This is a genomic window from Hydrogenimonas thermophila, from assembly GCF_900115615.1.
Classification (GTDB): domain Bacteria; phylum Campylobacterota; class Campylobacteria; order Campylobacterales; family Hydrogenimonadaceae; genus Hydrogenimonas; species Hydrogenimonas thermophila.
Genome location: NZ_FOXB01000003.1, coordinates 88,286 through 112,869 on the forward strand (window position 1 = coordinate 88,286; position 24,584 = coordinate 112,869).

A 24,584-nucleotide genomic window follows, 5' to 3' on the forward strand; every position below is an offset into this window, starting at 1 on the left:
CCCTTATAGTACCATTTTTACGTCATCATGTTTTTTTAATTGACGGAAAAGTTCTGTACGATCATCTTCATTGTGAACAAGTGTACAAAGTTCATAGCTGTGGTATGAGCCTTTGTTAGATGTTTTAGAAAAGTCAAGTGTATGTGGACGCTCTCCCATAACATATTTGACTGCTTCTTCTATTTTATCTTTATCTTCACCAATTACTTTATATTTCCATTCACAAGGATAGGTTATTTCAACTTTTTTATCACTGTCGTTGATAATTACCACTTTTTCCTCCTTCTTTGGATTCGAGTTGTATATTTAAAATCTGCATTCCCTTGTCAATAGCTTTTACCATATCATAAATTGTCAAAAGACCAATGCTTACACCGGTGAGTGCTTCCATTTCTACACCAGTTTTACCGTTTAGTTTCGCTGTGACATAAAGCTTAAACCCTGGTAACTCAGGTAACTCTTCTATATCACAATCGATACCAGTAAGCAGAAGAGGGTGACACATAGGGATGAGTTCAGGTGTCTTTTTTGTTCCTTGTATTGCAGCAATAACAGCAGTTTGCAATACAGGACCCTTTTTTGCTTTATTATTAACCACAGTATTGAATGCTTCTTGGCTCATTTTAATAATACCACTTGCTACGGCTACACGTTTGGTTGGTTCTTTTGAGCCTACATCAACCATTTTAGGACGATCGTTTTCATCAAGATGTGTTAAGTTTAAGTCCACTTTTGCTAGTCCTTTTTAATTTAAATTTTAGCATAAATTTATTACTTATTACTATTTGTGACGAAATTATGACATTTTTTGACGATTTAATAAAAATTTAATTGACTATTTTCGTCATTATAGTGTATGATTATAAAAAATATTCGGGAGGATTATGACATACGCATATCTTAGACAGGTACCTGGAACCAAAAGTCTAACACTGCAGCAAAAAGATGTCATTGGTTATGCTTTGGCAAATGGTCTGGAGATAGACAAAGAGGTTGTTGAACACTCCAGTAAAAACCGTCCGATTGAAGAGCGAAAACAGTTTGAAGAGTTTATGCATTCAATAAAAGAGGGTGATAATCTTATTGTTAATGAAATTTGGACTCTAAGTAATAGAGTTGATGAAATCATAAAAATAATATGTTGCACCATAAGTCGAAAAATAAACCTTCATATTGTTAGTCAGGGAATACTGATTACCAAAGAGACGCAATTAGGACAGGTTTTACCACTTTTAAATGAAGAGAGGGAGGAAATAGAAGAGAAAAGAGTTAGTGTTGGGAGACCAAAAGGGAGTAAATCACGCTCAAAATTTGATGCTTTACAGCCTAAAATTATACAGCTGCTTAAAGATGGTTTAAGTGTGAGTGCTATTGCTCGTGAACTTAATGTCAGTAGAAGTTCATTAAAAGATTACATAGAGTCACGTTCTCTAAAAGAACTGATTGATAATACATTTGTTGCAATAGGAAAACCTTTGCAAACAGATATTATAAGCGATGAAATGTTAATATGTCCATTTGAACAGAAAAGTTAAAATTAAATTAAAAGGAGTCAACTGATGCAAGCAACAGCCGGCGCTTCTGCGTCAAATAAAAAAGGTGCCAAAGAGTATTTAAAAAATTGGATACCTTATCGTATAAAAAGATATTGGCTTTTTGGGATAGTTACAATTGTAGCTCTTGTGCTGCCATTTATAAAAATAAACGGTAACCACTTCTTTTTGCTTAACTTTGACCACAAACAGCTTCATTTTCTGTTTGTTAGATTTGATATGCAAGAGTTATATTTGATGCCATTTTTGTTGATGCTTCTCTTTTTGGGTATATTTTTTATGACAACACTTGGCGGTCGTGTGTGGTGTGGATGGGCTTGTCCACAGACAATTTTCAGAGTTATATATCGTGATTTATTTGAGACAAAACTTTTACATCTTCGTAAACGAATTACAAATAAACAGCAAGAACCAGACTGGTCTAAGCCTCAAAATAGAGCTAAACAGGGTATTGCTATTTTATTGTGGTCTGTTTTAGCTTTTATTGCGGCAGCTGATTTTGTATGGTATTTTGTACCACCTGAAGATTTTTTTCAATATATTCAAAATCCAGGTGAACATACTGTTCTTATAGGTTTTTGGATTGGTATTGCTCTATTTTTGATTGTAGATGTTGTATGGTTAAAAGAGAATTTCTGTGTATATATCTGCCCATATAGCAGGGTTCAGTCTGTTATGTATGATGATGATACAATTATGGCTATCTACAATACTCATCGTGGTGGACATATTTATGATCACGAAGGACAAGATGCTAAAAAAATTGTAAACAGTGTCAAAGAGTTGAAAGAGAAAGAGCCTGAAGCAGAGTGTACGGCTTGTGAAAGTTGTGTCAAAGTTTGTCCTACGCATATTGACATTAGACAGGGTATGCAGCTTGAGTGTATTAACTGTTTAGAGTGTGTTGATGCCTGTACTAAAGTCATGGGTGCACTTGGCAAAGAGAGTCTTGTTGTATGGTCAAGTCCAAGAGAGATAGAGAAGCAAGAGGGTAAAACTAAATTTATCCGCCCAAGAACTATTGCATATTCAGTAGCTTTGACAATAGTCTTTGTAGCATTGTTGGTAATGGGAACAAAGAAAGAGCATATGCTGTTAAACATCAATAAAACAGCACAGCTTTACAGGTTTACTCATGATGGACGAATAGTAAACGACTATACATTCCTTTTCCAAAATACAGACAGCAAAGATCACAAATACTATTTTGAAGTAGTGAATCGTCCTGAGATTAAAATTATTAAACCTAGTAAGCCATTTAAATTGACAGCAGGTAAAAAAGCTAAAAAGATTGTTCAGCTTGAAGCTGTAAAACCATTGGCTAAAGATTCAAGAAAAGATACACCTGTTCCGGTTACAATAAAAGCATATGCAGTTGATGATCCTGAAAAGATTGTTGTTGAAAGAAATACTGTCTTTGTCTATCCAAGATGGGATATCGTCCAGAAAAAATTGAAAAATATGGATGAGTAGATAAAGACTCCTAGGGGGACTCGAAGATATGGAGATGAAGAGTGTATTGGTTCTGGGGGGAGGGTTTGCTGGTCTTGAGGCAGCAATATTTTTAAGAAAAAAAGGTTTTAAAGTCACGATGATTTCAAATCGTGACTATTTTTATATCTATCCTACATCTATTTGGATCCCAACAGGTGAGGCTGAGTTTGAAGATATTTGTGTACCTCTTAAAGAGCTTTCAGATGTTCACGGATTTGAATTGATAGTAGATGAGGTAAAAGAGATTTATTCTAAAGAGCGACGAGTTGTTTGTGCCAATGGCGAGTATGGATGTGAATATCTAGTAATAGCCATAGGCAGCGGTAAAATGAAGCATGAGGGAAGTGAACATTTCCTTTCTATATGCGGGGAGCCAAAAGAGGCTATAAAGATAAAAGAGCGTATAGATGAACTAATAAAAAAGGGTGGTGGAAAGATTGCTATGGGTTTTGGGGGTAATCCAAAAGATCCAAGCAACGTTCGTGGCGGTCCAGCTTTTGAAGTACTTTTTAATGTCCATAACCATCTAAAAAAACTGGGTATTCGTGATAAGTTTGAACTAACTTTTTTTGCTCCTATGGAGAAGCCTGGTGCAAGACTTGGAGAACAGGCTCTTAAAATGATGGATATTTTTTTCAAACGTCTCGATATCAAACGCCATTTTGGTAAAAAAATAAAACGTTTTGAGAGTGATGGGATCATTTTTGAAGATGATAGTAAATTAGAAAGTGATTTTACAATGTTTATTCCTGCCGGAAATGGTCACCCTGTCTTTAAAAACTCTGATCTGCCACTTAATGAAGCAGGTTTAATTAAGATCAATGACTATTGTGAAGTAATTCATGACTATGATGAATCACCGGAATTTTACAATGTTTTTGCTATTGGTGACTCTGTTGCACTTGATGGTCCTGATTGGCGTGCAAAACAGGGACATGTTGCTGAAGTAATGGCTCGTAATGTAGCGTTTAACATCGATGCTATCTCCAAAGGGAGTGAAGAGCGCAAAGGTTATATGAGTCATATCAACATTCTTTGTGTTATGGATAGTGGTGATGGGGCTGCTTTTGTTTACAGGAATGACAAAGGTGGTAAAATGATCCCTATGCCTGTTGTAGGTCACTGGATCAAGAAGGCTTGGGGTTGGTATTGCAGAAACTCAAAATTGGAAAAAATTCCAAGAATACCAGGACTTTAATAAATTTTAGACAGGAGTTGGGGGAATGACACAAAAAATCTTTAAAGAGAAGTATCCTATCTATGAATTGATAATAGATAAGAGTGAAACTACATACAAAACAGTTGATGAGATAATAAACTATTTTAAAGGAAAGATAGAAGAGCATCCGGTAACAGCTTATATTGCTATATTTGATCACTATGCACATACCAGTTCATTGAGTGTAGGTAATATAAGTGAAAATATTAAAGATGCTAAAAATATAGTTTTTTGTTTCGGAAAAGAGCTTCCTACACCTGAAGTAATGGCTGTTCGTCCTCGTTCAATTGGTGTAACTGATATTGGAGATAAATTTGTAATAATTTTTATGGAAGCTCCAAATCCACAGGCAAATGAAACTATGGAGAATTGGGCAAAATCTATTAAAAATATTTAGTGTAACCTAAATATAAGTGTCGAAACTTTTCGGCACTTCTTTCTTTTTACAAGCCTTTGATATAATCGGTATAAAAAAAGGACCGGTAATGGCCTATTTACCGATTATATTGGCAGGTATCTTTCTATCTGTTGCTATCAATTCACTTCTTAAGCGAATAGGTATTCCTACTGTTATAGGTTATATTGCTACTGGTATAGCTATCTCTGCTGTTTTTGGCCTTCATCATGATCATAATAATGAATTGAGTGAGATTGCTGAGTTTGGTATTGTCTTTTTAATGTTTACTATTGGACTGGAGTTCTCTTTCCGTCAGCTTGTGGCAATGAGAAAAGAGGTAATGGTTTTTGGGTCACTTCAGTTGGGATTGTCTGCTCTTGTTTTTGGATCAGTAGCCTATTTTTTTGGTATGGAGCAAGAGGGTGCAATTATTACTGGATTGGCTTTAGGTCTCTCTTCTACAGCAATAGTGCTAAAGACTTTAAATGAAAATGATGATATACAAACCCCTTATGGACGAAAATCTGTAGGAATTTTAATATTTCAGGATTTAGCTGTAATTCCTATTTTATTGATGATTACAATTTTCTCTTCTAATAATAATGATATTTTTATGATGTTACAAAAAATAGCAATTGATGCTGTTATAGTTGGAATAATTATTTATCTGGTTGGTAAGTATATTATAGATTGGCTTTTACAGTGGGTTACTCGAACAGATTCATCAGAGATATTTTTAGGAACAGTTCTCTTTTTAGTTATAGGATCAGCTGAACTTGCGCACCTGTTTGGTTTTACATACTCACTAGGAGCATTTTTGGCAGGTATGATGATTGCAGAGACACACTATAAATACCAAATAGAAGCAGAATTGGCACCTTTTAGAGATTTGCTTTTAGGACTCTTTTTTGCCACTGTAGGTATGCAGATTAATTTAAATATTGTTGCAGATAACATTGGATTGATTCTCCTTGTTACACTTGTTGTAATGGCTGCAAAGTTTGGAATTATACTACTTTTTATGCAGTTTTTTACCAGACCTCGTGTAGCGTTAAAAACTGCTCTTGCACTTTCACAGGTAGGTGAGTTTGCGTTGGCTGTCTTTTCTCTAGCCCAATCAAATCTTCTTATCGATAATGAACAGTCTCAAATTCTTTTGAGTGCAGTTGTTATCTCTATGATCTTTTCTGTCTTTATTCTTGCCCGTGTACGTGATATAGCCGATCTTTTTACTCCAGAGCCTGAGCCAGAAGTTTCAAAATTGGAGTCTACAGGATTTAAAGATCACATAATTGTTTGTGGATTTGGACCATTGGGGCGTAAAGTAGCAGCAGAGTTAAAGTGTCAAGGAGTCAGTTATGTTATTCTTGAGCATAATATTCACAGAATGGAGAGTGGTAGAAAGATGGGTGAACCTATCTTTTTTGCCAATGCTGCTAACAAAGATGTTTTAAAACAGTTTGATGTAAGCAAAGCAAGTGCTGTCATTGTGGCAGTAGATCATATAAGACATTTGCGACTTATATGCGAAGCTTTGGTTCAAGTAGCCCCAAATGCAAATATTGTTGTTAAATTAAGAAGTGAAGATGAGAGGGAAATGATAGGTGATCTTAAAATAGATCATATTTTAATACAGAGTAGGGAAATGGCAAGGTTATTAGTAATTGAAGCAATGAGATGTCAGTTAAAAATACAAAAGAGAGGATAAAAATGTTTGAAAATGGATTTTTAGGAACAAGTGCACCATTTTATATGGACCTTTCAACACTATATTTTGCACTATTGCCTGTATTAATGGCAATGGCCGTACTTTTGGCAGTAAAAAAATTATTTAAAGCTCATGCATATTCACAGATGGGACTATTTATTTTGACAATTATAGTAGTATTGTATTTTGAAATTGGTGTTAGATTGGATGGTGGTTATTTTGCTTATATTGAAAAAACATCTCTTCCCAAAGATAAAATGGCAATTTATATGATTGTACATATATTTATAGCTTTAGTTTCAACACTTGTATGGGGTTATCATACGATTAGATCTTTTAAAGAGTTTATTAAGACAAAATCTGTATATATAAATCATAAAGTAGTAGGTCGTTTTATTTTTACAGGTATGACTATAACATCATTTATGGGGGTTGGAGTATACTGGCTTTTATTTGTCCAAGGCATCTCTTAGCGGTAGTTTGTTAAAATAACAAAACTTTCTTTTGATGAGGCGTACATGACCAAATATATCTTTGTAACCGGTGGAGTTCTAAGTTCTCTTGGTAAGGGAATTACGGCAGCAAGTATAGGAACACTTCTAAAGCAGACGGGACTTGATGTCTCTATTTTGAAAATGGACCCATACTTGAATATGGATCCAGGCACTATGAGTCCTCTTGAACATGGTGAAGTATTTGTTACAGCAGACGGTGCAGAGACAGACCTAGATCTTGGACATTATGAGCGTTTTTTAAATGTTGATCTTGGCAAAAAAAATAACTTTACAACAGGGCAGGTTTACCATACTGTTTTGACAAAAGAGCGTAAAGGTGAATACCTTGGTAAAACAATACAGGTAATTCCTCATATCGTTGGAGAAGTCAAACAGAGGATTTTTGAAGCAGGAAAAGGTAAAGATGTTCTGATTGTAGAGCTTGGAGGTACCGTTGGAGATATAGAGGGGCTTCCATTTCTTGAAACAATTCGACAAATCAAACACGAACTTGGCAGTGATAGGGTAATCAATATTCACGTTACACTTATTCCATTTATTAAAGCGGCAGGTGAATTGAAGACCAAACCTACGCAACACAGTGTGCAAGAGTTACGTCGTATTGGTATTACTCCACACATGATCATTGCTCGTTGTGAAAAGCCCCTTCCTAAAGATGTTCGTAAAAAGATAGCAATGAGTTGTGATGTCGATTTAGAGAGTGTAATAGAGTGTGTAGATGCACAAACTATCTATCAGGTTCCTTTGAATTTCTTAAAAGATGGCATTATGAATCCTCTTGCTAAACGCTTTGTCTTAACCCATAAAGAGCCAAATATGCAAGAGTGGGATATTTTGGTAAAACGCATTATTGCACCAAGAGATGAGATCACAATAGCATTTGTAGGAAAGTATACAAACCTAAAAGAGTCTTATAAATCACTTACAGAAGCTCTGATTCACGCAGGAGCTGCTCTTGATACTCGTATTAATATCCACTGGGTAGACAGTGAAGATATTGAAGAGAAGGGTATTGAAGAGACTATAGGAGAGGTAGACGGTATTTTAGTTGCTGGCGGATTTGGTGTGCGTGGTGTTGAAGGTAAAATAATGGCAATTCAACATGCTCGTGAAAATAAGATACCATACCTTGGAATATGTCTTGGAATGCAGTTAAGTCTAATTGAGTATGCACGTAATGTTTTAGGTATTAAAGATGCAAACTCTGTAGAGTTTGATCCTGAAACAAAAGAGCCAATTATCTATTTAATAGATGAGTTTATAGATCAGTCAGGTCAAAAGCAGGTACGTACACATAAGAGTCCATTGGGTGGAACAATGCGTTTGGGTGCATATCCGTGTGAAACAAGAGAGGGTACCAAACTATTTGAAGCTTACAATGGTAAAAAGATTATCTATGAGCGACATAGACACAGATATGAAGCAAACCCAGTTTACCGTGAGCGTCTTGAAAAAGCTGGTATGACCATTTCAGGTGAATCAAATGGACTTATAGAGGCTGTTGAAGTTAAAGATCACCCTTGGTTTTTAGGTGTGCAGTTCCATCCGGAGTTTACATCACGATTACAAAATCCAAACCCATCAATTCTTGCATTTGCCAAGGCATCACTGGCGGCAAAAAACGCCGATAATGAGTAATCTTCAAAGACTGACCAAAGCTAAAATTGCCGCTATACTTGCGTCGCGTTTTAGCGATGGTTTTAAGTCTCTTAAAGAGCTTCCCAACCCTTTTGAACTTCATGATATGGATCGTGCCAGTGAGCGCATAGCTCTTGCTGTAAAAAATAGAGAACGAATAGTTGTGATTGGAGATTATGATGTCGATGGTGTAGTCTCAACAGCTTTGATGGAAGAGTTTTTTGAAATCATAAACTACCCTGTCAAAGTTATAATTCCAAATAGATTCAGTGATGGTTATGGTATTTCTCCAAAAATTTTGGAGCGCATAGAGGCTAATGTCATAATAACTGTAGATAATGGAATTTCTGCACATGAGGCAGCTGATATTTGTAAACAGCGCGGTATTGATTTAATAATTACCGATCACCATACCCCCGGAGACATGCTTCCCAAAGCTTTTGCAATAGTAAATCCAAAAAAGTCTGTATGCAGTTTTGCGTATCCAGAAATTTGCGGAGCGCAGATTGCTTGGTTTTTAATTGGAGCCCTTAAAGCCAAGATGGGATTGTCTATCAGAATGGCTGAGTTCCTTGATCTATTGGCACTAGCAATTATTGCTGATGTTATGCCTCTTGTTTCTATTAATCGCCCTTTGGTTCAAAAAGGTCTTGAAATGCTCTCAAGGTCAAACCGACCAGCTTTTGAAGCTGTAAGGGCATATCTTGGAAAAAGCCATTTTAGTGCTGAAGATATAGGTTATGGAATAGCACCTCGTATTAACAGTGCAGGACGTATGGAAGATGCTACTGTAGCATTGCGGTTTTTACGAGCTCATACTTTAAGTGAAGCAAGTAACAATTGGCTTATTCTTGATAATTTTAATCAGATACGCAGGCAGACAGAATCAGAGACTACAGAAGAAGCTATATCTATGGTGAATCCTGAAGACCCGGTAATAGTAGTTGCCGGAGATGGCTGGCATGAAGGGGTGGTAGGAATAGTAGCATCACGTTTGGTAGATCGTTTTAAAAGGCCTGCTATTGTACTTTCTATAGAAGAAAATAGAGCAAAAGGTAGTGGAAGAAGTATAGGAGATGTTAATCTTTTTGAACTTTTAGATAGATGTAAAATGCATCTTGACGGTTTTGGTGGTCATAAAATGGCTGCCGGACTCTCTTTAGAGGCTAAAAAGATAGATCTTTTTAGAGAAGCTATATGTAAAGAGGCTTCAAAACTTCCTTCTGAAATGTTTTTACCAAAAGAGCAGATAATGGGAGAGCTTCCAATAAGTGAAGTTGATTGGGAGTTGATGGAGATTTTATCAAGTTTTGAGCCATATGGTGAGGCAAACAGCAGGCCTAAGTTTCTAATGAAAAATTTGAGTGTAGTTGAGTCTAAAGCAATTGGAGCTGATAAAAATCATTTAAGACTTATATTGGCAGATGGGAATGTAAGGTTGCAGGCTATCCAGTTTGGATTTGACAAAATGGTAGATATTGGTCAAAGAGTTAATGTAACAGGGACATTACAGATAAATGAGTTTAATAACCAAAGATCAATACAGTTTCTTATAGATTACATAGAATAAACACTATGATAAAACATTTTCATATAACTGTAACAGGAGTAGTTCAGGGGGTTGGCTTTCGTCCTTTTGTTTACAGAGTTGCCAAAAATCTTGGCTTAAAAGGGAGTGTAAGCAATACAGCAACGGGAGTTAAAATCCACATAGAGGGTCCAAAAGAGAGAATAGATAAGTTTTTAGAGTCACTTGAACAAAAACCTCCTCCTTTGGCAAAAGTGGAAAATATCATTGCAAAAGAGTTAGAGTTAGCAGGATTTGAGACATTTGAGATTATCTCTTCTGATGATAAAAATGAAAAAGTAACTTCCGTAAGTCCAGATGTTACTCTTTGTGAAGCGTGTCTAAATGAGATGCGTGACCCTTCAAATCGCCGTTATCGTTATCCTTTCATAAATTGTACTGATTGTGGACCACGCTATACAATTACAAAAACGGTACCTTACGATCGTCCAAATACATCAATGGCAAAATTTGAAATGTGTCCTGACTGCAAGAAAGAGTATGAGGATCCGATGAATAGGCGATATCACGCTCAGCCTATCAGTTGTTGGAATTGTGGTCCAAAACTATCTTTGCTGAACAATTCTGGAAATATTTTAGAGTGTGATGATCCTATAAAAGAGAGTGCCAAACGGCTTAAAAATGGTGAAATTGTAGCTGTTAAAGGTTTAGGCGGTTTTCATTTGATGTGTAATGCTTGCGATGAAAATAGTGTACAACTTTTAAGAGAGAGAAAAAGAAGACCATCTAAACCATTGGCTATTATGGTTAAAGGTGTTAAAGAAGCCAAAATATTGGCAGATTTCAGTGAGATAGAGAAAGAGTGGCTAACAAGCAAAGAGCGGCCTATTGTTTTGTTGAAAAAAAGAGAAGGCTCAAATCTTGCACCTTCTGTCGCTCCCAATATTGATCGAATAGGAGTGATGCTTCCTTATACTCCACTGCATGAGCTTCTTTTTGATTATATTGATTTTCCGCTTGTAGCTACCAGCGCCAACTTGAGTGATGAACCTATTATACGAGATTCAAAAGAGCTTATTGAAAAACTTGGATCTGTTGTTGATGCAGTTTTAGATCATGATCGTGATATAGTCAATGCTTGTGATGATTCTGTAATGCAAGTAGCTGGTTCTCAACCACTGTGGCTCCGTGTTGCCAGAGGAATTGCACCGTTAACTTTTTCATTGAAAAAGCCAATAGAGCGTAAAATAGTTGCAGTTGGTGCCAATCAAAAAAGTACCATTGCACTTGGTTTTAGTGATCGTATAGTTCTCTCTCCTCATATTGGTGATTTAAACACTATTGAAGCAATGGATTATTTTGAGAGAACTATCAATACTTTCAAAAACTTTTATGATTTTACTCCTGATACGATAGTTCACGATAAGCACCCTGGATATGAGACGACTAAGTGGGCAAAAGAGCAAAATAGCAAAAGTAAAGATTTGGGAATTTTGGAAGTACAGCATCACTATGCACATGCTTTAGGGGTAATGGCTGAGTATGGACTATATGATGAGCAGGTAGTGGCATTTTGCTGGGATGGTACCGGTTATGGTGATGATGGTACTATATGGGGAGGTGAGGTAATGCTTGCTGATGCAAAAGGTTTTGAGCGAATAGCAACTATTTCACCATTTAAGCTCATAGGCGCTGATCGAGCTGTAAAAGAGCCAAGACGTGTAGCATTGTCACTTCTATTTGAAATATTTACACTTGAAGAGATTTTAGCATTATCATTGCCTACAGTAAAAGCTTTTAGCAGTAGTGAGATTAAGATGCTTTACAAGGCGTGGGAAAGAGGAATAAATTCACCAAAAACTTCATCTATGGGACGATTATTTGATGCCATCTCCAGTCTTTGCGGTATCTGTCAAAGAAGTGGTTTTGAAGGAGAGAGCGGTATGCTCATAGAAGCAGCAGCAACTGTGCCAGATGCAAAACCATATTCGTTTAACATAGAGGATGGAGAGATTAAGTGGCAAAACATGGTGTGTGAAATAGTTAAAAACCCTGATCAAGAAACTGTAGCATCCAGATTTTTAGCAACACTTATTGAAATAGTTTTTGTTATAGCATCAAAATATCCAGACAAACCTTTACTTTTTGCAGGAGGAGTCTTTCAAAACAGAACACTTATAGAGAAAATTTTAGCCAGATGTAAAAAGGATGGTAGAAAGTTTTATTTTCCATCTAAAGTTTCACCAAATGATGGTGCAGTTGCTTTAGGACAGGTTTGGTATGGAATAAACCAGTATATAATATAAAATATGAAGAAAATTTATTATTAATGATAATTTAAGTATGTTGTCAATAAAATTGATAAAGAGGAGATTGTAAATGTTTAAAAATCTTAAAATAGCACAAAAAGTTCATATACCATTAATTATTGCTATACTGACAACATCAATTATCATTGTGGTTAACTCATATATATCCATTAATAAAGTTGAAAAAGAGGCCTTTGAAAAAGAGAGAATTATATTAACTAGATATTTTGAGCAAAAGTTTCAAGCAAAGAAAGATGTAGGTTTAACAAATGCAATAAATATTGCAAATAATTTATATGTAAAAAAAGCATTAAAAGAGAACAATAGAGAGATAGTAATAAATGGTTTAAAAAGTTTAAGCAATGACTTCAAAAATTATACAAAATATAAGAATATAAAAATACATATTCATACCAAAGATCTTCACTCTTTTGCAAGACTTTGGAAATTGAAAAAATATGGAGATGATTTAAGTGGCTTTAGAAAAACTATTGTTGAGATTAAAAGAACACATAAGCCTTTTAGTGCTATTGAAATAGGGCGGGCAGGTTTAGTTCTTAGAGGGCTGGCTCCTGTTCTTGATAATGGTAATTATCTTGGAAGCGTAGAGTTTATTCAAGGTTTAAACTCTATTTCAAAAGATGCTAGAAAAGATGGATTTGAGATTATTACCATTATGGATAAAAAGTTTTCAAGTATTGCTACCTTTTTAAAGAGTCAAAAAAGTCTTTTTGGAAGTTACGCAGTTGTTACAAAAAATGGAGCTTACAATAAAAATTTTGTAGATGATATATCATCAGTTGCAAAATTAACACCAACTTTTAAAAGTTCAAAATATTTTGTTGTCTCATTACCTATTAAAGATTTTAGTAATATTGTAGTTGGATACGCTCTTGTAGGGGTAGACCTTAAAACAGTAGAGTCAATTATAGATGAAACATCAAGTGCATTAATAAATCAGCTAATAATAATGTTGATAGCAGACATTATTATGCTTTTGGTTCTTCTTTTAATTATTTCTAAAGGTATAACAAAGCCTGTAAATGAGTTAAAAGATAGAACAAGGGAGATATCTCAGGGTGATGGTGATTTAACTAAGAGGATAAAAGTAGATACAAATGATGAAATAGGAGAAACGGCTTCATTTATTAATGAGTTTATTAAAAAAGTCCAAGATGTAATTGTAAATATTAGAAGTTTATCGACAGATGCACTCAGTTCTTCTAGGGAGTTAAAAAGAGATGCAGAAGAGACAATTAAGAGTACATTGTTACAAAACAGTATTGTAAACAGCACTAAAGAGCTTTCGGCAGAAGCTAAAGAGAATTTAAAAACTGCTGAAACATCAGTTTTGGATACATCTAAAAATATTGAGGAAGCATATACTGTTTTGGAAAAAATGCAAAAAACTCTTAATGATATGGCATCCAAAATAGTTGAGGATGCTATTGGTGCTAAAGAGGTAGCACAAAATGTTACATCTCTAGCTGATCAGACAAATCAGATAAAAGAGGTAATAGAAATTATTAAAGATATTGCAGATCAGACAAACCTTTTAGCACTTAATGCAGCCATTGAAGCAGCCCGTGCAGGTGAACATGGTCGTGGGTTTGCTGTTGTTGCTGATGAGGTAAGAAAGCTTGCTGAACGTACACAGAAATCTCTTACAGAGATTGATGCTGCAATTTCTGTTATTGTTCAAGGTGTAGTAGAGGCTCAACAAGAGATAAACTTAATGGCTAATAATGCAGAGTTAGTAAGTGAAACTACAGGAAATGTCGTAAATGAGAGTACAAAAGCCATTAAATGGATGCAGGAGACTATAGAGTTATCTAAAAAAGCTGTTGAGGAGACTAGAAACGTAGATAGTAATCTAGACAAGTTAGTTTCTGAAAACGATAAGTTATCTCTTGCTGCAAATAGTAGTGAAGAGTTAGCAAAAAACCTTGAATTAGTATCTAAAAGACTTCAGCAGATAACAGATGCATTAAATTCTGAGATGAATAAATTTAAAGTTTAATAAATAGTTTTATTTTAAGTTAAATAGAGTGAATATAATATATTCTTTTGTTCTTCAATATTGTAATTAAATTTGAATTCAACTTCTTTAAGGTAGTAGATAAAGTATTCTTTATCTACACCTCTGTATCTTTTAATACTCTCTTCAAAAAAATTCCAGAATTTAATAATAGTATTGTCTAAATGTTCAAGTTTTGCAACCCTCCTGAAGGTTATGAAGCGTGAAAGCTGATTGTAATATTTATGTTGCATTCCATCATCAAGAAGATGGGTACGATATTTTCTAAGGGATGGCATAAGGATATTATAAACCTTTCCACCATAATCGAATGTCAAAAAGTTTTGAATATCAAAAATTGTATTTTCACTCTTCTTTTTACTCTTTTCAAGGTAAAAGTATTCATCAAATTCTTTAATCTCACCTGCATGTTTGTTGTACTGCTCTTCTAAATATTGTGTTATAAGTAAGCGTATTTGATCATAATGTGTTTTAGCAGTCATATAGCTGCATTTACACTCTTTTGAAGCTTCTCTGGCTGTCAAGTTTTTACAGAATGCATTAATAATATTTTTAGTTTTTTCAATTTTTGCTGGGCTTATTTTACGCTTACATAATGCACATTTTAGATGACCATTTGCTAGTTTATACAGTTTAGTATGATTGCAATATATACATTGAGTGATCATAGCCTCATTTTAACATAGTTTAGTTCCGAAATTAGCTAAGAGTAGTGTTTCATCAGTTCATTTTTAGTCAAAAGTTACTATTATTACAATATTGAAAGTAGAGCACCGCACGTATCCTTGGACGGTTCCGAGCGTCCGGGGTATCTTCTCATTTTTATACATCTTAATGTGTTGTACAGACTGAGCATACATCAAAAGTTCTAAAAACAAATTCTGCAACTTCAGTGTCTTTCAAGCCAATCATTGCTTTTTGGGCAATACCTGGATTTTGTACTGATGAGGTGCTAAGGTTCCATTGGGTAGGTGTAATTATTTGAGAAGATTTTATTGTACCGTTTTCTATTGAAATTTTATGAATAAGAGATCCTCTTGGTGCCTCTATAACTCCAATGCCTTTGCCACTTATTGATTGCCAAGATATTTTTGGATTTATATAAGATGGTTCATCTATATTTATAGTGGAAATTAATCGTCTGCACTCATGTAAAAGTATTGCTATCTCATATACTCTAGCTGTAATGCGTGTAGTTATAGTATCTTTATTGCGACGGAACATGTCTCTTATTAGTGCAACTTTTTTTGTTAATGCTCTAGCAAGAGGTCCTGTTTCATAAAATTTTCCATTAAATTTAACCTTTTTGGCAAATGTCTTTTCTCCATAGTATAAAGATTCTTCCTCTTCTATTTTATCAATATCTAAACTATGGTAAATATTTGTTGCCATTTTTGCTTTTGAGAAAATAGAGTGTTCTCCTAATACTATAAATCTTCCATGGCTTTTGCCAATCGTGCCCAACTCCTCTTTTTCTAATAGTCTTAACATATCAGGTAGATCACCAGTTAATCTTAGTAGTTGTTCGCATCTTTTCATACTTAGGATATTATCTAAACTATCTTTTATTATTTTTTCTTCGAAAAATTCAATAACACTGCATAAAAGTGCATCTGCGTGCATTAATTCAAGAGGTGTTGGATCGCATACTACCCCTCCAGGAATTGCATAAGATGAGTGAGGCCACTGTCCTGCAAAAATGGCAATAACAGATGTAATTTGTGTAACGGCATAATGCATTTTTAGATATGAAGGAGGTTCAGTTTTTGTCAGACTTGCCAGTTTTGGAGACAAAGTAAGATAAAACCATTTAAGATGATTTTGTATAATTTCACAATATAAAGTAATATCTCTAATAACTTTTGCTTTTAGAGTTAAATCAACAGTAATAGAGCTGTTTTCTAAAATTGATTCAAGTGACCTTACTGCTGCCATTAGATGAGAATGACCGCAAATACCACAAACTCTTGGAGAGATTACTAGTGCATCAAGAGCAGGTTTTCTTTTAAGAATTAATTCTATGCCTCTGAAATTTGGAAAATCTATCTGTACATCTCTGATTTTCCCCCATTGATTATGAAAAGTTAGTACAGCTTCTCCTTCTATATGTTCTACTAATTGTTTAATCATCTAGTAACCTCTTTTTTAACCTAGGAATTGAAAATGTTTTTGCTACACTACTAACTGTAAGGTAAATTCGTTTGGATACTCCAAGAGGTACTTCTGCTGGAATTGACATATTTTTAGGAGTATAGAAAAAGGAGAAGTTAGGGAAGTTGGGTTCAGTGCAACCAAAGCAAGGTTGACCAGTTCTTGTTTTTGAGCTAGTTTCATTCCAGAGTGTTATATTGCAGTTTCCTCGACTCATAGGTCCTCTGCACCCTTGCTCGTAAAAGAGACATCCTTCTTTAAGTCCAAAATCTTTTGCATCCACTTTCCATTCAAAATATTCATTACGACTGCAACCGTGATGAATTGTATGGGCATATATCTCTTTTGGACGTTTCATGTTGTCAAGAGGAATTGGTTGTTTTGATTTTATAGCCATTAGAACTGTTGCAAGATTTTTTGGGTGTATAGGGCATCCAGGTATATTAATAACATTACTTTTTAAAATATGTGGATTTTTTAGTTTTTGTTCATGTCTAAATAAAATTCCAGTTGCATTTCTTTTATTTTGAGAGAAAATACCACCAAATGATGCACAAGTTCCTGCTGCAATTACAGTATCTACCTTACCATCAAATCTTTTTATAAGTTTGTCAATTGAAATTCCTGCTCTATAAAAATTTGGATCAATTGTCCCTTCTATAATAAGAATATCACATTGTATTGATTTATCATTAACAATTTTTTTAAGTGAAATAGGTGAAGGAATTATAGGATGATATATAAGGTCAAATGAGTTAAGTACAGTTTTTAGGTAGGGATAGTTAAAGAAAGAGTGACTGTTTCCATTACAAGTTGCACCTTGTAACCATATAATTTTAGGTTTTTTGTGGTAGTTCATCATTTTTTAGAGCTCTATATATATTCTCTGCAATTGACTCTTCGTAATGCTCTAATGGTTCGGGTAAAATAGCCTCTCCATTTAAAAATACCATTCCTCCAAGATATCCCATAAAAAGACCAAATGCAGAGAAAAAGTCTTGGTTTCTTAGTTCTCCAGATTGCACACCATTGTCAAAAAAGATCATCAATTCTGTAACAAAAGCCGTTATGCATGTAATTCCTTCACACCGCTCTTTGTATATTTCACGATTGGAAAGATAAACACGAAGGAAAAAATCAAGCATCTCAGGCTCTTCTTTTGCTGTTTGAAAATAGACATTTACAATTTTACGGATTTTATCTTTTGTAGATATTGGTGAGTCATTAATAACACGAAGTTTTGCCCCCAATGATTCAGAAATATGACGAATTATCTCTTCCGCCAGACTCTCTTTTGAAGAGAAGTAGTTATAAAAATTTCCAGCACTCATTCCTAATGATTTTGCAATTTCAGGTATAGTTGTTGAATAAAACCCTCTTCTTGAAAATAGTCGAAGAGCAGCTTTTATAATGTCTATTTTTTTTCTCTCTTTAGATTTTCTCATATTAGTCTCTTATCCCAATAAAATTGTTAGCTCTAAATAATACCAAATTGTTTCTTTGAACAATAAGTTTTTTCTTTTTTTAAATAACATTTTGAATAAAAAGAGTTGCATTAATATAATAAAGAAAAAAATTTATTATTATTTCCATCAATAATTATGTTATATACAAAGACGATAAATACTATTTAATAAAAAATGAAGAATAAGCAGTGTTACTTAAATAAAACTTCAAAAAAATATATTTTTAAAAATTATTATTGCAAATAAGCATTCATTCATAAAAATTTAAGTTCAAACGAATTATCATTCATTCACAGGCCATATAAAAGTCATAATATTTATACTTGCGAAAGTTTAAGAGTTAAATATTATGATTATGAATAGCGGCCGCTCTACTTTCAATAAGGAGTAACAATGAATGAATCAAGTTTGCTTCAGCGATTCTCGGAAAGAATCAATGCGCTGAAAAAGCTTCCTAAAATTCAGGATAATAAATCAATCCCTGAGTTATTGGAAGAGAAAGGTTTCTCTAGACGTGACTTTATGAAGTGGGCAAGTGCAATGACAGCTGTATTGTCACTTCCTGCTACATTTGCACCTACTGTAGCTGCAGCAGCAGAAGTTGCTGACAGATTACCAATTGTTTGGTTGCATATGGCAGAGTGTACAGGATGTAGTGAAAGTTTACTACGTACATCATATCCAACTATTGACAGTCTCATTTTTGATTATATCTCTCTTGAGTATCATGAGACAATTATGGCTGCTGCAGGATGGCAAGCAGAGCATAATCTTGAGCAAGCAATTGAAAAATATAAGGGACGCTACATTTTAATGGTTGAAGGTGGTATCCCAACCGGAATGCACGGTAACTATTTGACAATTGGGGCACATGGCCATACTGGACTCCATTCAGCAGAGAAAGCAGCTGAAGATGCAGCAGCAATTTTTGCTATTGGTACTTGTTCAGCATTTGGTGGTATTCAGGCAGCTGCACCAAATCCAACTGGCGCTGTTCCAATGAGTAAAGTAACACATAAACCTGTTATCAATGTTCCTGGATGTCCTCCAAGTGAGAAAAATATTGTAGGAACACTTCTACACTATATTCTTTATGGAACACTTCCAGCACTTGATGCATTCAATCGTCCAAAATGGGCTTATGGTCTTCGAATTCATGATCTATGTGAACGACGTGGTCACTTTGATGCTGGTGAATTTGTTGAAGAGTTCGGTGATGCAAATGCAATGGAAGGATTCTGTCTATACAAAGTTGGATGTAAAGGACCATATACATTCAATAACTGCTCAAGAGAACGATTTAATGACCACACATCTTGGCCAATTCAAGCTGGACATGGATGTATTGGATGTAGTGAACCAGATTTCTGGGATACTATGGGGCCATATGAAGAGCCATTAGCAGACAGACTTTATGAAACAGTATTTGGCGGTCTTGGAGCTGATGCAACAGCAGATAAGATAGGTATGGGTGTCTTAACAGCAGTTGGTATCGGTATTGCCGCGCATGCAGCCATTTCAGCTATTAAAAATCCTAAGGAGTAGTAGATGGGGAAAAAAAGAGTCGTAGTAGATCCTATTACCAGAATTGAGGGACACCTTCGTGCAGAAGTTGTCGTAAATGATGAGGGAGTAGTAGAAAATGCTTATGTAAGTTCTACTCTCTGGCGTGGACTTGAAGTAATTGCAAAAGGTCGTGATCCAAGAGATGTACCTTTTATGATGCAGAGAATCTGCGGTGTTTGTACATTTTCTCACTATCTTAAAAGTACAATGGCTGTAGAAGATGCACTTGGAATCAAAATTCCTTTGAATGCTGAGCTAACCCGTACCCTTATGAATATTTCTCTTTTCCTTCATGACCATGTTGTTCACTTTTATCAGCTTCATGGACTTGATTGGGTTGACATTGTTTCAGCGCTTAAAGCTGATCCTAAAAAAGCTAGTGAGTTAGCATTTAAATATGCTGATGATCCTATTGCTACAGGTGTTAATGACCTGATTCGTGTTCAGGAAAAAGTTAAAAAATTTGCTGAAAATCCTCAAGGTCTTGGACCATTTGCCAATGCATACTGGGGGCATCCAACATATCGCTTTACTCCTGAGCAAAACTTAATTGCACTTTCACACTACCTAAAAGCACTTGAGCTTCAGCGTGTAGCAGCACGTATGATGGCTATTTTTGGTGGTAAAAACCCACACCCACAAAGTCTTACTGTTGGTGGTGTTACTTGTATTATGGACCTTCAAGATCCTGCACGTATGGGTGAGTGGATGGCTCAATTCCAGGAGATGGCAAACTTTGTTATTAATGCTTATCAGGCTGATATTATTATGGCAGCTGAAATGTATAAAGATGAGCCATCTGTAACTAAGCCTATTGGTGTTAAAAACTTCATGGCACATGAAGATATGCTAATAGGACGTGGTGATTATCTGTTTAGTTCAGGTTATGTTTTAAATGGAGATTTGAGTAAAGCTTTTGATATTAATGAAGATTTGATTACTGAAGAAGCAACTCACTCTTGGTATAAAGATAATCAACCGCTTCATCCATATGATGGAAAGACAAATCCAAACTATACTGGATTGAGAGATGGAGAGAGTGTCGGTCCTGATGGTAAAATGGCACACTCTAAATTGATTGATGAGAGTAAAAAATATAGCTGGATCAAATCTCCACGCTATGATGGCCAACCAATGGAAGTTGGACCATTAGCTTGTATGGTTGTTAGCTATGCTAAAGGTAATAAGCGAGTACAAAAAGCTGTTAACGACTTCTTAAAGCGAACAGGATTACCTGTTGAAGCTCTATTTACAACTCTTGGACGTACAGCAGGTCGTATGTTGCAAGCAAAAATTATTGCTGAAAATGGATTGACTGCATTCAATAACCTTGTTGAGAACCTAAAAGTTGACCAAACAACTTGTGCTCCATATGTTATTGATAAAAATAAAGAGTACAAAGGACGTGGTATTGGTGATGTTCCACGAGGTATGTTGAGCCACTGGATTCGCATTAAAAATGGTGTTGTTGAAAACTATCAGGCAGTTGTTCCTTCTACTTGGAATGCAGGTCCGATGGATGCAAATGGAAGACAAGGGCCATATGAAGCAGATCTTGTAGGCTTAAAGATACATGATCTAACTCAGCCTCTTGAGATTATCCGAATTATCCACTCTTATGACCCTTGTATTGCTTGTGCCGTACATGTAATGGATACTAAAGGAAATAAACTTAGTGAGTATAAGCTAGATCCACTTTATGGCACTTGTTCTGTCTGAAAGGAGTCAAAATGGCAAACCATGAAAACAAAAATCTTATGGAGCGTGAGAAAGAGTTCTCCGCTTCATATCGATGGCAGCACTGGATTAGAGCATTCTCTATTGTTGCTTTAATCTTTACAGGGTTTTATATTGCGGATCCTTTTCTAACTCCAGAACCAAATGCTGAGCCTACAAACTTTCAGCAAGCATTAATGAGAGGATGGCATGAAATAATTGGCTGGGTTTTGGTAGCAGTCTTTATCTTTAAGTCATATCTTTTCCTATTTACTCGTGAACATCGTGGAGAGATGGCTTCACTTAAAGATTTGGTTGATCCAAAAGTATGGATTCAGCAAGTTGGATATTATATGCTTATAGCAAAGCATCCAAAGCTGAAAGGGACTTATAACCCTATACAGTTTGTTGCATATGCAGGTTTTTATTTAATGCTTTTTGGAATTATAGTTACAGGGCTTGTTTTATATGTGCATACAACACATCTTGGTCTTGGTGATATGCTTTATGGACCAATGCGTTCACTTGAAGTAATGATGGGTGGATTAGCAAATGTTCGTGAAATTCACCATATTCTTATGTGGGGTATAATCATATTCGTTGTTGGACATATCTATATGGCTGTCTATAATGCTGTCTTTGGTAAAGAAGGGGCTATGGACGCTGTATTCAGTGGTATGAAGTGGAAACACGAAGATCATTGATTTTAACTGCTACATATGCTATTCTTCCGATAAATTACTCCCCCTTTTTTTGGGGAGTACCTTCCTTTCTGCGCATTATAAAAGATTTTGAGATTTAAAATTTTTTCTGATTCGCTGAAGGGAGAATTGCTTCAGAAAAAAGGAGATATTTATATATGAAAATTTTAATTTTAGGAATAGGTAATATACTATTTGGAGATGAGGGTATTGGACCACATATGGTGCACTATCTTGAAAAGAAGTATGAGTTTAAATCAGATGAACATACAATAGATTTAGTAGATGGTGGTACACTGGCTCAAAGATTGATTCCTATAATTACAGATTATGATCATGTCATTATTATAGATTGTGTTACAACTGAAGGTGGTGAAGTAGGGGATGTATACTTTTTTGATTTTAATGCTGTGCCATCTTGTGTTACATGGCAAGGGAGTGCACATGAGGTTGAAATGCTTCAAACTCTGCAAATGATTGAAATGTTTGGAGATTTGCCACCTGTAAAAATTGTAGGTGTAGTACCTTTTGTAATAGGTGAAGATTCAACTTTTTCATTAACTAATGAAGTTATTGAAGCATCTAAAACAATGGAAAAAGCAATTATTGATCATCTTGCCACTTTAGGAGTGGAATCAAAACAGATTGCATCTCCTTTGCTTCAAGAAGTTGCTAAAGAGACATATATTAGGGAAGTAAGATGATTTTAGTTTTTAAATTTGTAAATATTACAGAAAATGGTGTTTTAGAAAGAGTTTTACTTCGTACTTTATCAAACTCGTCTTGCAATGGTCATTTGATACGAAAAGATGATAATACTGAACTTTATGTTGAGAGTGACAGTGCAGAAGAGCTTGAAAACTTTGCAAATGAACTGGCTTTGTCTGTTCCTCACTCTATATTTATGAAAGATTATAGTGTTGAAGCAGTTGAAAGCATACCAGAATTGCCGGATTGGGAAGATAAATTTTCTAAACCTGACGCAATACCTCCTTGTCCTAAATGTCTTTTGGATGTAGAAAATTCTGAAAGTAAACAGTTTGGAAATATCTTTACTAGTTGTGAAGTATGCGGATATTCTGTTGAGCCAGCTAATGTAAAATTGACAAATTTTGCTAAAGAGATAGAACTTCCAGCAGACTCGAATCATAATGAAATTTTTGATTCACTAGCTAAAGTCATACATAATGGCGGATGTGCAACAGTAACTACAATGAATGGCACTGTAACTGTTTCAGCATTGACACAAAAAAATATTGTGAAGTTTCCTGTAGATGAAGTAGTAACATATGATGTTCATACAGCATCACGCTTCTTTGAGATGCAAAAAGGGGAAGTACTTGCACTAGGAAGCATAGAAAAACCAAGAATACGTTTACAAATTACAGCAGCACTTAAAGAGAAATATCCTTTTTTTAACAGTGCATTTGCAAATGTAAAACTGCCTGATGATATGGTACTTTTTTTACTTATGAGAGCATTGAAAAAAATGGGAGATGAACTCTTTTATATCTCTAAAAGAGTTGATCCGTCATTGCCAATATCTTTTACCTTTAGTTCAAATACACCTTCTTTAAAACCTCTTAATGTTGTTGTTACAGATGCAGGTAATGCTATTGTTGCATCAGGTGAACGTACTATATTGCCTTGGAGAGGTAAAGGTTTTGGTAAAAAAAGTTTGAGTCTTTGTAGTGAATATGTCGGTATAATGGAAGGTGACTTTGCTGAAGTTGTACACCAAGATCAGTTAGCTGGAAAAGATATAGAAGTTGATGAACTACTTGTAAGTGAAAATGAAGAAGCTCCAGAAACAAAAGCACCTATTATTCGTTACTCTCATAGACATGCAGCATTTTTCTCTGTATTAGGGCAGCATAATCTTCTAGATAAGAAATTAGCAGGTATATATATAAGTAAGTCTTACGATAGTGCTATTATGATTCACTCTCAAAAGTTTGGTCTGGTTGATTTTATTCGTTTTGATTTTGATTATCAAACATTTGATGAAATCTTTTCTGGTATAGAAAATATGGATGAAACCGGAGCTAAACTTCTCTCTAACTTTAAAAAGAAATTTCCAGATAGATTGGAACAGCTAGCAGATAATACTATTAAAAAAGATGGTTCAAGCATAATGACTCTATTTGGAGTAATAGGAGTTATTCTTGGATTTGGAGAAGATAATATAGAAGCTGCAAGAAACCTTCTTGATAATGCTGCAGAGTTTAAAGGTAAAAAAGGCCCTAGAATAGACTATAAATTAAAAGAGGAGAGACAGCTAAATCCTCTTTGGAGCATTCGTACAGCAATGAGTTTTAAACTTGCAGGTGTAGATGATCTTACTCTATCATTTGGAGTTGTAGAGAGCTTTTCAGAGTTTTTAAGCACGATGATAGACGATATAGAGACCGATATGGGGTTAGATGGCGTAGTTTTTTGTGGTTCTCTTTTTGGAGAGAAGAAGATTTTACAAAAAAGTAATATGCTGATTGCAAAAAATCACTCTGTATATTTCAATAAAGCTATGCCTCTTGATGATATAAATATAGCATATGGATCATTATTACTGACTCTTCGCTAGTACA

At 35.0% G+C, this 24,584-nt stretch carries 21 protein-coding genes; 15 read left to right on the plus strand and 6 right to left on the minus strand.

The window, feature by feature from the left end; genetic code table 11:
- Positions 1 to 3 precede the first annotated feature (3 nt).
- Both BM227_RS01810 and moaC read right to left on the minus strand, forming a co-directional pair.
- Positions 4 to 273, minus strand: a complete 270-nt coding sequence (locus BM227_RS01810; protein ID WP_092910548.1) for an HP0495 family protein — start codon at positions 271 to 273, stop codon at positions 4 to 6.
- Entirely contained in the window at positions 251 to 685 is a 435-nt protein-coding gene (gene moaC, locus BM227_RS01815; RefSeq protein ID WP_092910650.1) for a cyclic pyranopterin monophosphate synthase MoaC, read from the minus strand. The genes BM227_RS01810 and moaC overlap by 23 nt, the downstream gene beginning before the upstream one ends.
- A gap of 199 nt (positions 686 to 884) precedes the next feature.
- Here moaC and BM227_RS01820 point away from each other — a divergent pair, with 199 nt between their 5' ends.
- From BM227_RS01820 to BM227_RS01865, 10 genes are all read left to right on the plus strand, one after another.
- On the plus strand, positions 885 to 1,535 hold the full coding sequence (locus BM227_RS01820; RefSeq protein WP_092910551.1) for a recombinase family protein: 651 nt from the start codon (positions 885 to 887) through the stop codon (positions 1,533 to 1,535).
- Between the two features lie 24 nt (positions 1,536 to 1,559).
- On the plus strand, positions 1,560 to 3,026 hold the full coding sequence (gene ccoG / locus BM227_RS01825; RefSeq protein WP_092910554.1) for a cytochrome c oxidase accessory protein CcoG: 1,467 nt from the start codon (positions 1,560 to 1,562) through the stop codon (positions 3,024 to 3,026).
- A 34-nt stretch (positions 3,027 to 3,060) separates the two neighbouring features.
- Positions 3,061 to 4,245 carry an NAD(P)/FAD-dependent oxidoreductase gene (locus BM227_RS01830; RefSeq protein ID WP_092910652.1) on the plus strand — a complete coding sequence of 395 codons (1,185 nt, stop codon included), beginning with the start codon at positions 3,061 to 3,063 and terminating at the stop codon, positions 4,243 to 4,245.
- A gap of 25 nt (positions 4,246 to 4,270) precedes the next feature.
- Complete coding sequence (locus BM227_RS01835) at positions 4,271 to 4,663, plus strand: DUF6858 family protein (RefSeq protein WP_092910557.1); 393 nt, start codon at positions 4,271 to 4,273, stop codon at positions 4,661 to 4,663.
- 88 nt (positions 4,664 to 4,751) lie between these two features.
- Positions 4,752 to 6,371, plus strand: a complete 1,620-nt coding sequence (locus tag BM227_RS01840; protein WP_092910560.1) for a cation:proton antiporter — start codon at positions 4,752 to 4,754, stop codon at positions 6,369 to 6,371.
- Entirely contained in the window at positions 6,341 to 6,844 is a 504-nt protein-coding gene (locus tag BM227_RS01845; protein ID WP_092910562.1) for a DUF420 domain-containing protein, read from the plus strand. The genes BM227_RS01840 and BM227_RS01845 overlap by 31 nt, the downstream gene beginning before the upstream one ends.
- Positions 6,845 to 6,889: 45 nt before the next feature.
- A complete protein-coding gene (gene pyrG, locus BM227_RS01850) occupies positions 6,890 to 8,524 on the plus strand; it encodes a glutamine hydrolyzing CTP synthase (RefSeq protein ID WP_092910565.1) in 1,635 nt (544 codons plus the stop codon).
- Complete coding sequence (recJ, locus tag BM227_RS01855) at positions 8,517 to 10,094, plus strand: single-stranded-DNA-specific exonuclease RecJ (protein ID WP_245756995.1); 1,578 nt, start codon at positions 8,517 to 8,519, stop codon at positions 10,092 to 10,094. The genes pyrG and recJ overlap by 8 nt, the downstream gene beginning before the upstream one ends.
- Before the next feature lie 5 nt (positions 10,095 to 10,099).
- A complete protein-coding gene (gene hypF, locus BM227_RS01860) occupies positions 10,100 to 12,358 on the plus strand; it encodes a carbamoyltransferase HypF (protein WP_092910567.1) in 2,259 nt (752 codons plus the stop codon).
- Positions 12,359 to 12,431: 73 nt separating this feature from the next.
- Positions 12,432 to 14,381 carry a methyl-accepting chemotaxis protein gene (locus tag BM227_RS01865; RefSeq protein ID WP_092910569.1) on the plus strand — a complete coding sequence of 650 codons (1,950 nt, stop codon included), beginning with the start codon at positions 12,432 to 12,434 and terminating at the stop codon, positions 14,379 to 14,381.
- Positions 14,382 to 14,395: 14 nt separating this feature from the next.
- Here BM227_RS01865 and BM227_RS01870 read toward each other — a convergent pair whose 3' ends face one another.
- From BM227_RS01870 to BM227_RS01885, 4 genes are all read right to left on the minus strand, one after another.
- Positions 14,396 to 15,067, minus strand: coding sequence for a transposase (locus BM227_RS01870; protein WP_092910572.1), 672 nt, complete (start codon positions 15,065 to 15,067; stop codon positions 14,396 to 14,398).
- A 163-nt stretch (positions 15,068 to 15,230) separates the two neighbouring features.
- Positions 15,231 to 16,529: a nickel-dependent hydrogenase large subunit gene (locus BM227_RS01875; protein WP_092910575.1), complete on the minus strand. Its 1,299-nt coding sequence runs from the start codon at positions 16,527 to 16,529 to the stop codon at positions 15,231 to 15,233.
- The gene (locus tag BM227_RS01880; protein WP_245756996.1) at positions 16,522 to 17,412 is read right to left on the minus strand and encodes an NADH-quinone oxidoreductase subunit B family protein; all 891 of its coding nucleotides are present in this window, start codon (positions 17,410 to 17,412) and stop codon (positions 16,522 to 16,524) included. Before BM227_RS01880 ends, BM227_RS01875 begins: the two co-directional genes overlap by 8 nt.
- Complete coding sequence (locus tag BM227_RS01885; RefSeq protein WP_092910578.1) at positions 17,387 to 17,995, minus strand: TetR/AcrR family transcriptional regulator; 609 nt, start codon at positions 17,993 to 17,995, stop codon at positions 17,387 to 17,389. Before BM227_RS01885 ends, BM227_RS01880 begins: the two co-directional genes overlap by 26 nt.
- A 414-nt stretch (positions 17,996 to 18,409) precedes the next feature.
- Here BM227_RS01885 and BM227_RS01890 point away from each other — a divergent pair, with 414 nt between their 5' ends.
- The 5 genes from BM227_RS01890 to BM227_RS01910 all read left to right on the plus strand — a co-directional run bounded on the left by BM227_RS01890 (position 18,410) and on the right by BM227_RS01910 (position 24,580).
- Positions 18,410 to 19,561, plus strand: a complete 1,152-nt coding sequence (locus BM227_RS01890; protein ID WP_092910582.1) for a hydrogenase small subunit — start codon at positions 18,410 to 18,412, stop codon at positions 19,559 to 19,561.
- Between the two features lie 3 nt (positions 19,562 to 19,564).
- Entirely contained in the window at positions 19,565 to 21,301 is a 1,737-nt protein-coding gene (locus BM227_RS01895) for a nickel-dependent hydrogenase large subunit (protein WP_092910585.1), read from the plus strand.
- An 11-nt stretch (positions 21,302 to 21,312) separates the two neighbouring features.
- A complete protein-coding gene (gene cybH, locus BM227_RS01900) occupies positions 21,313 to 22,002 on the plus strand; it encodes a Ni/Fe-hydrogenase, b-type cytochrome subunit (protein WP_177201945.1) in 690 nt (229 codons plus the stop codon).
- 155 nt (positions 22,003 to 22,157) lie between these two features.
- On the plus strand, positions 22,158 to 22,703 hold the full coding sequence (locus BM227_RS01905) for a HyaD/HybD family hydrogenase maturation endopeptidase (protein ID WP_092910588.1): 546 nt from the start codon (positions 22,158 to 22,160) through the stop codon (positions 22,701 to 22,703).
- Positions 22,700 to 24,580 carry a hypothetical protein gene (locus BM227_RS01910; protein ID WP_092910591.1) on the plus strand — a complete coding sequence of 627 codons (1,881 nt, stop codon included), beginning with the start codon at positions 22,700 to 22,702 and terminating at the stop codon, positions 24,578 to 24,580. Before BM227_RS01905 ends, BM227_RS01910 begins: the two co-directional genes overlap by 4 nt.
- Positions 24,581 to 24,584: the final 4 nt, after the last annotated feature.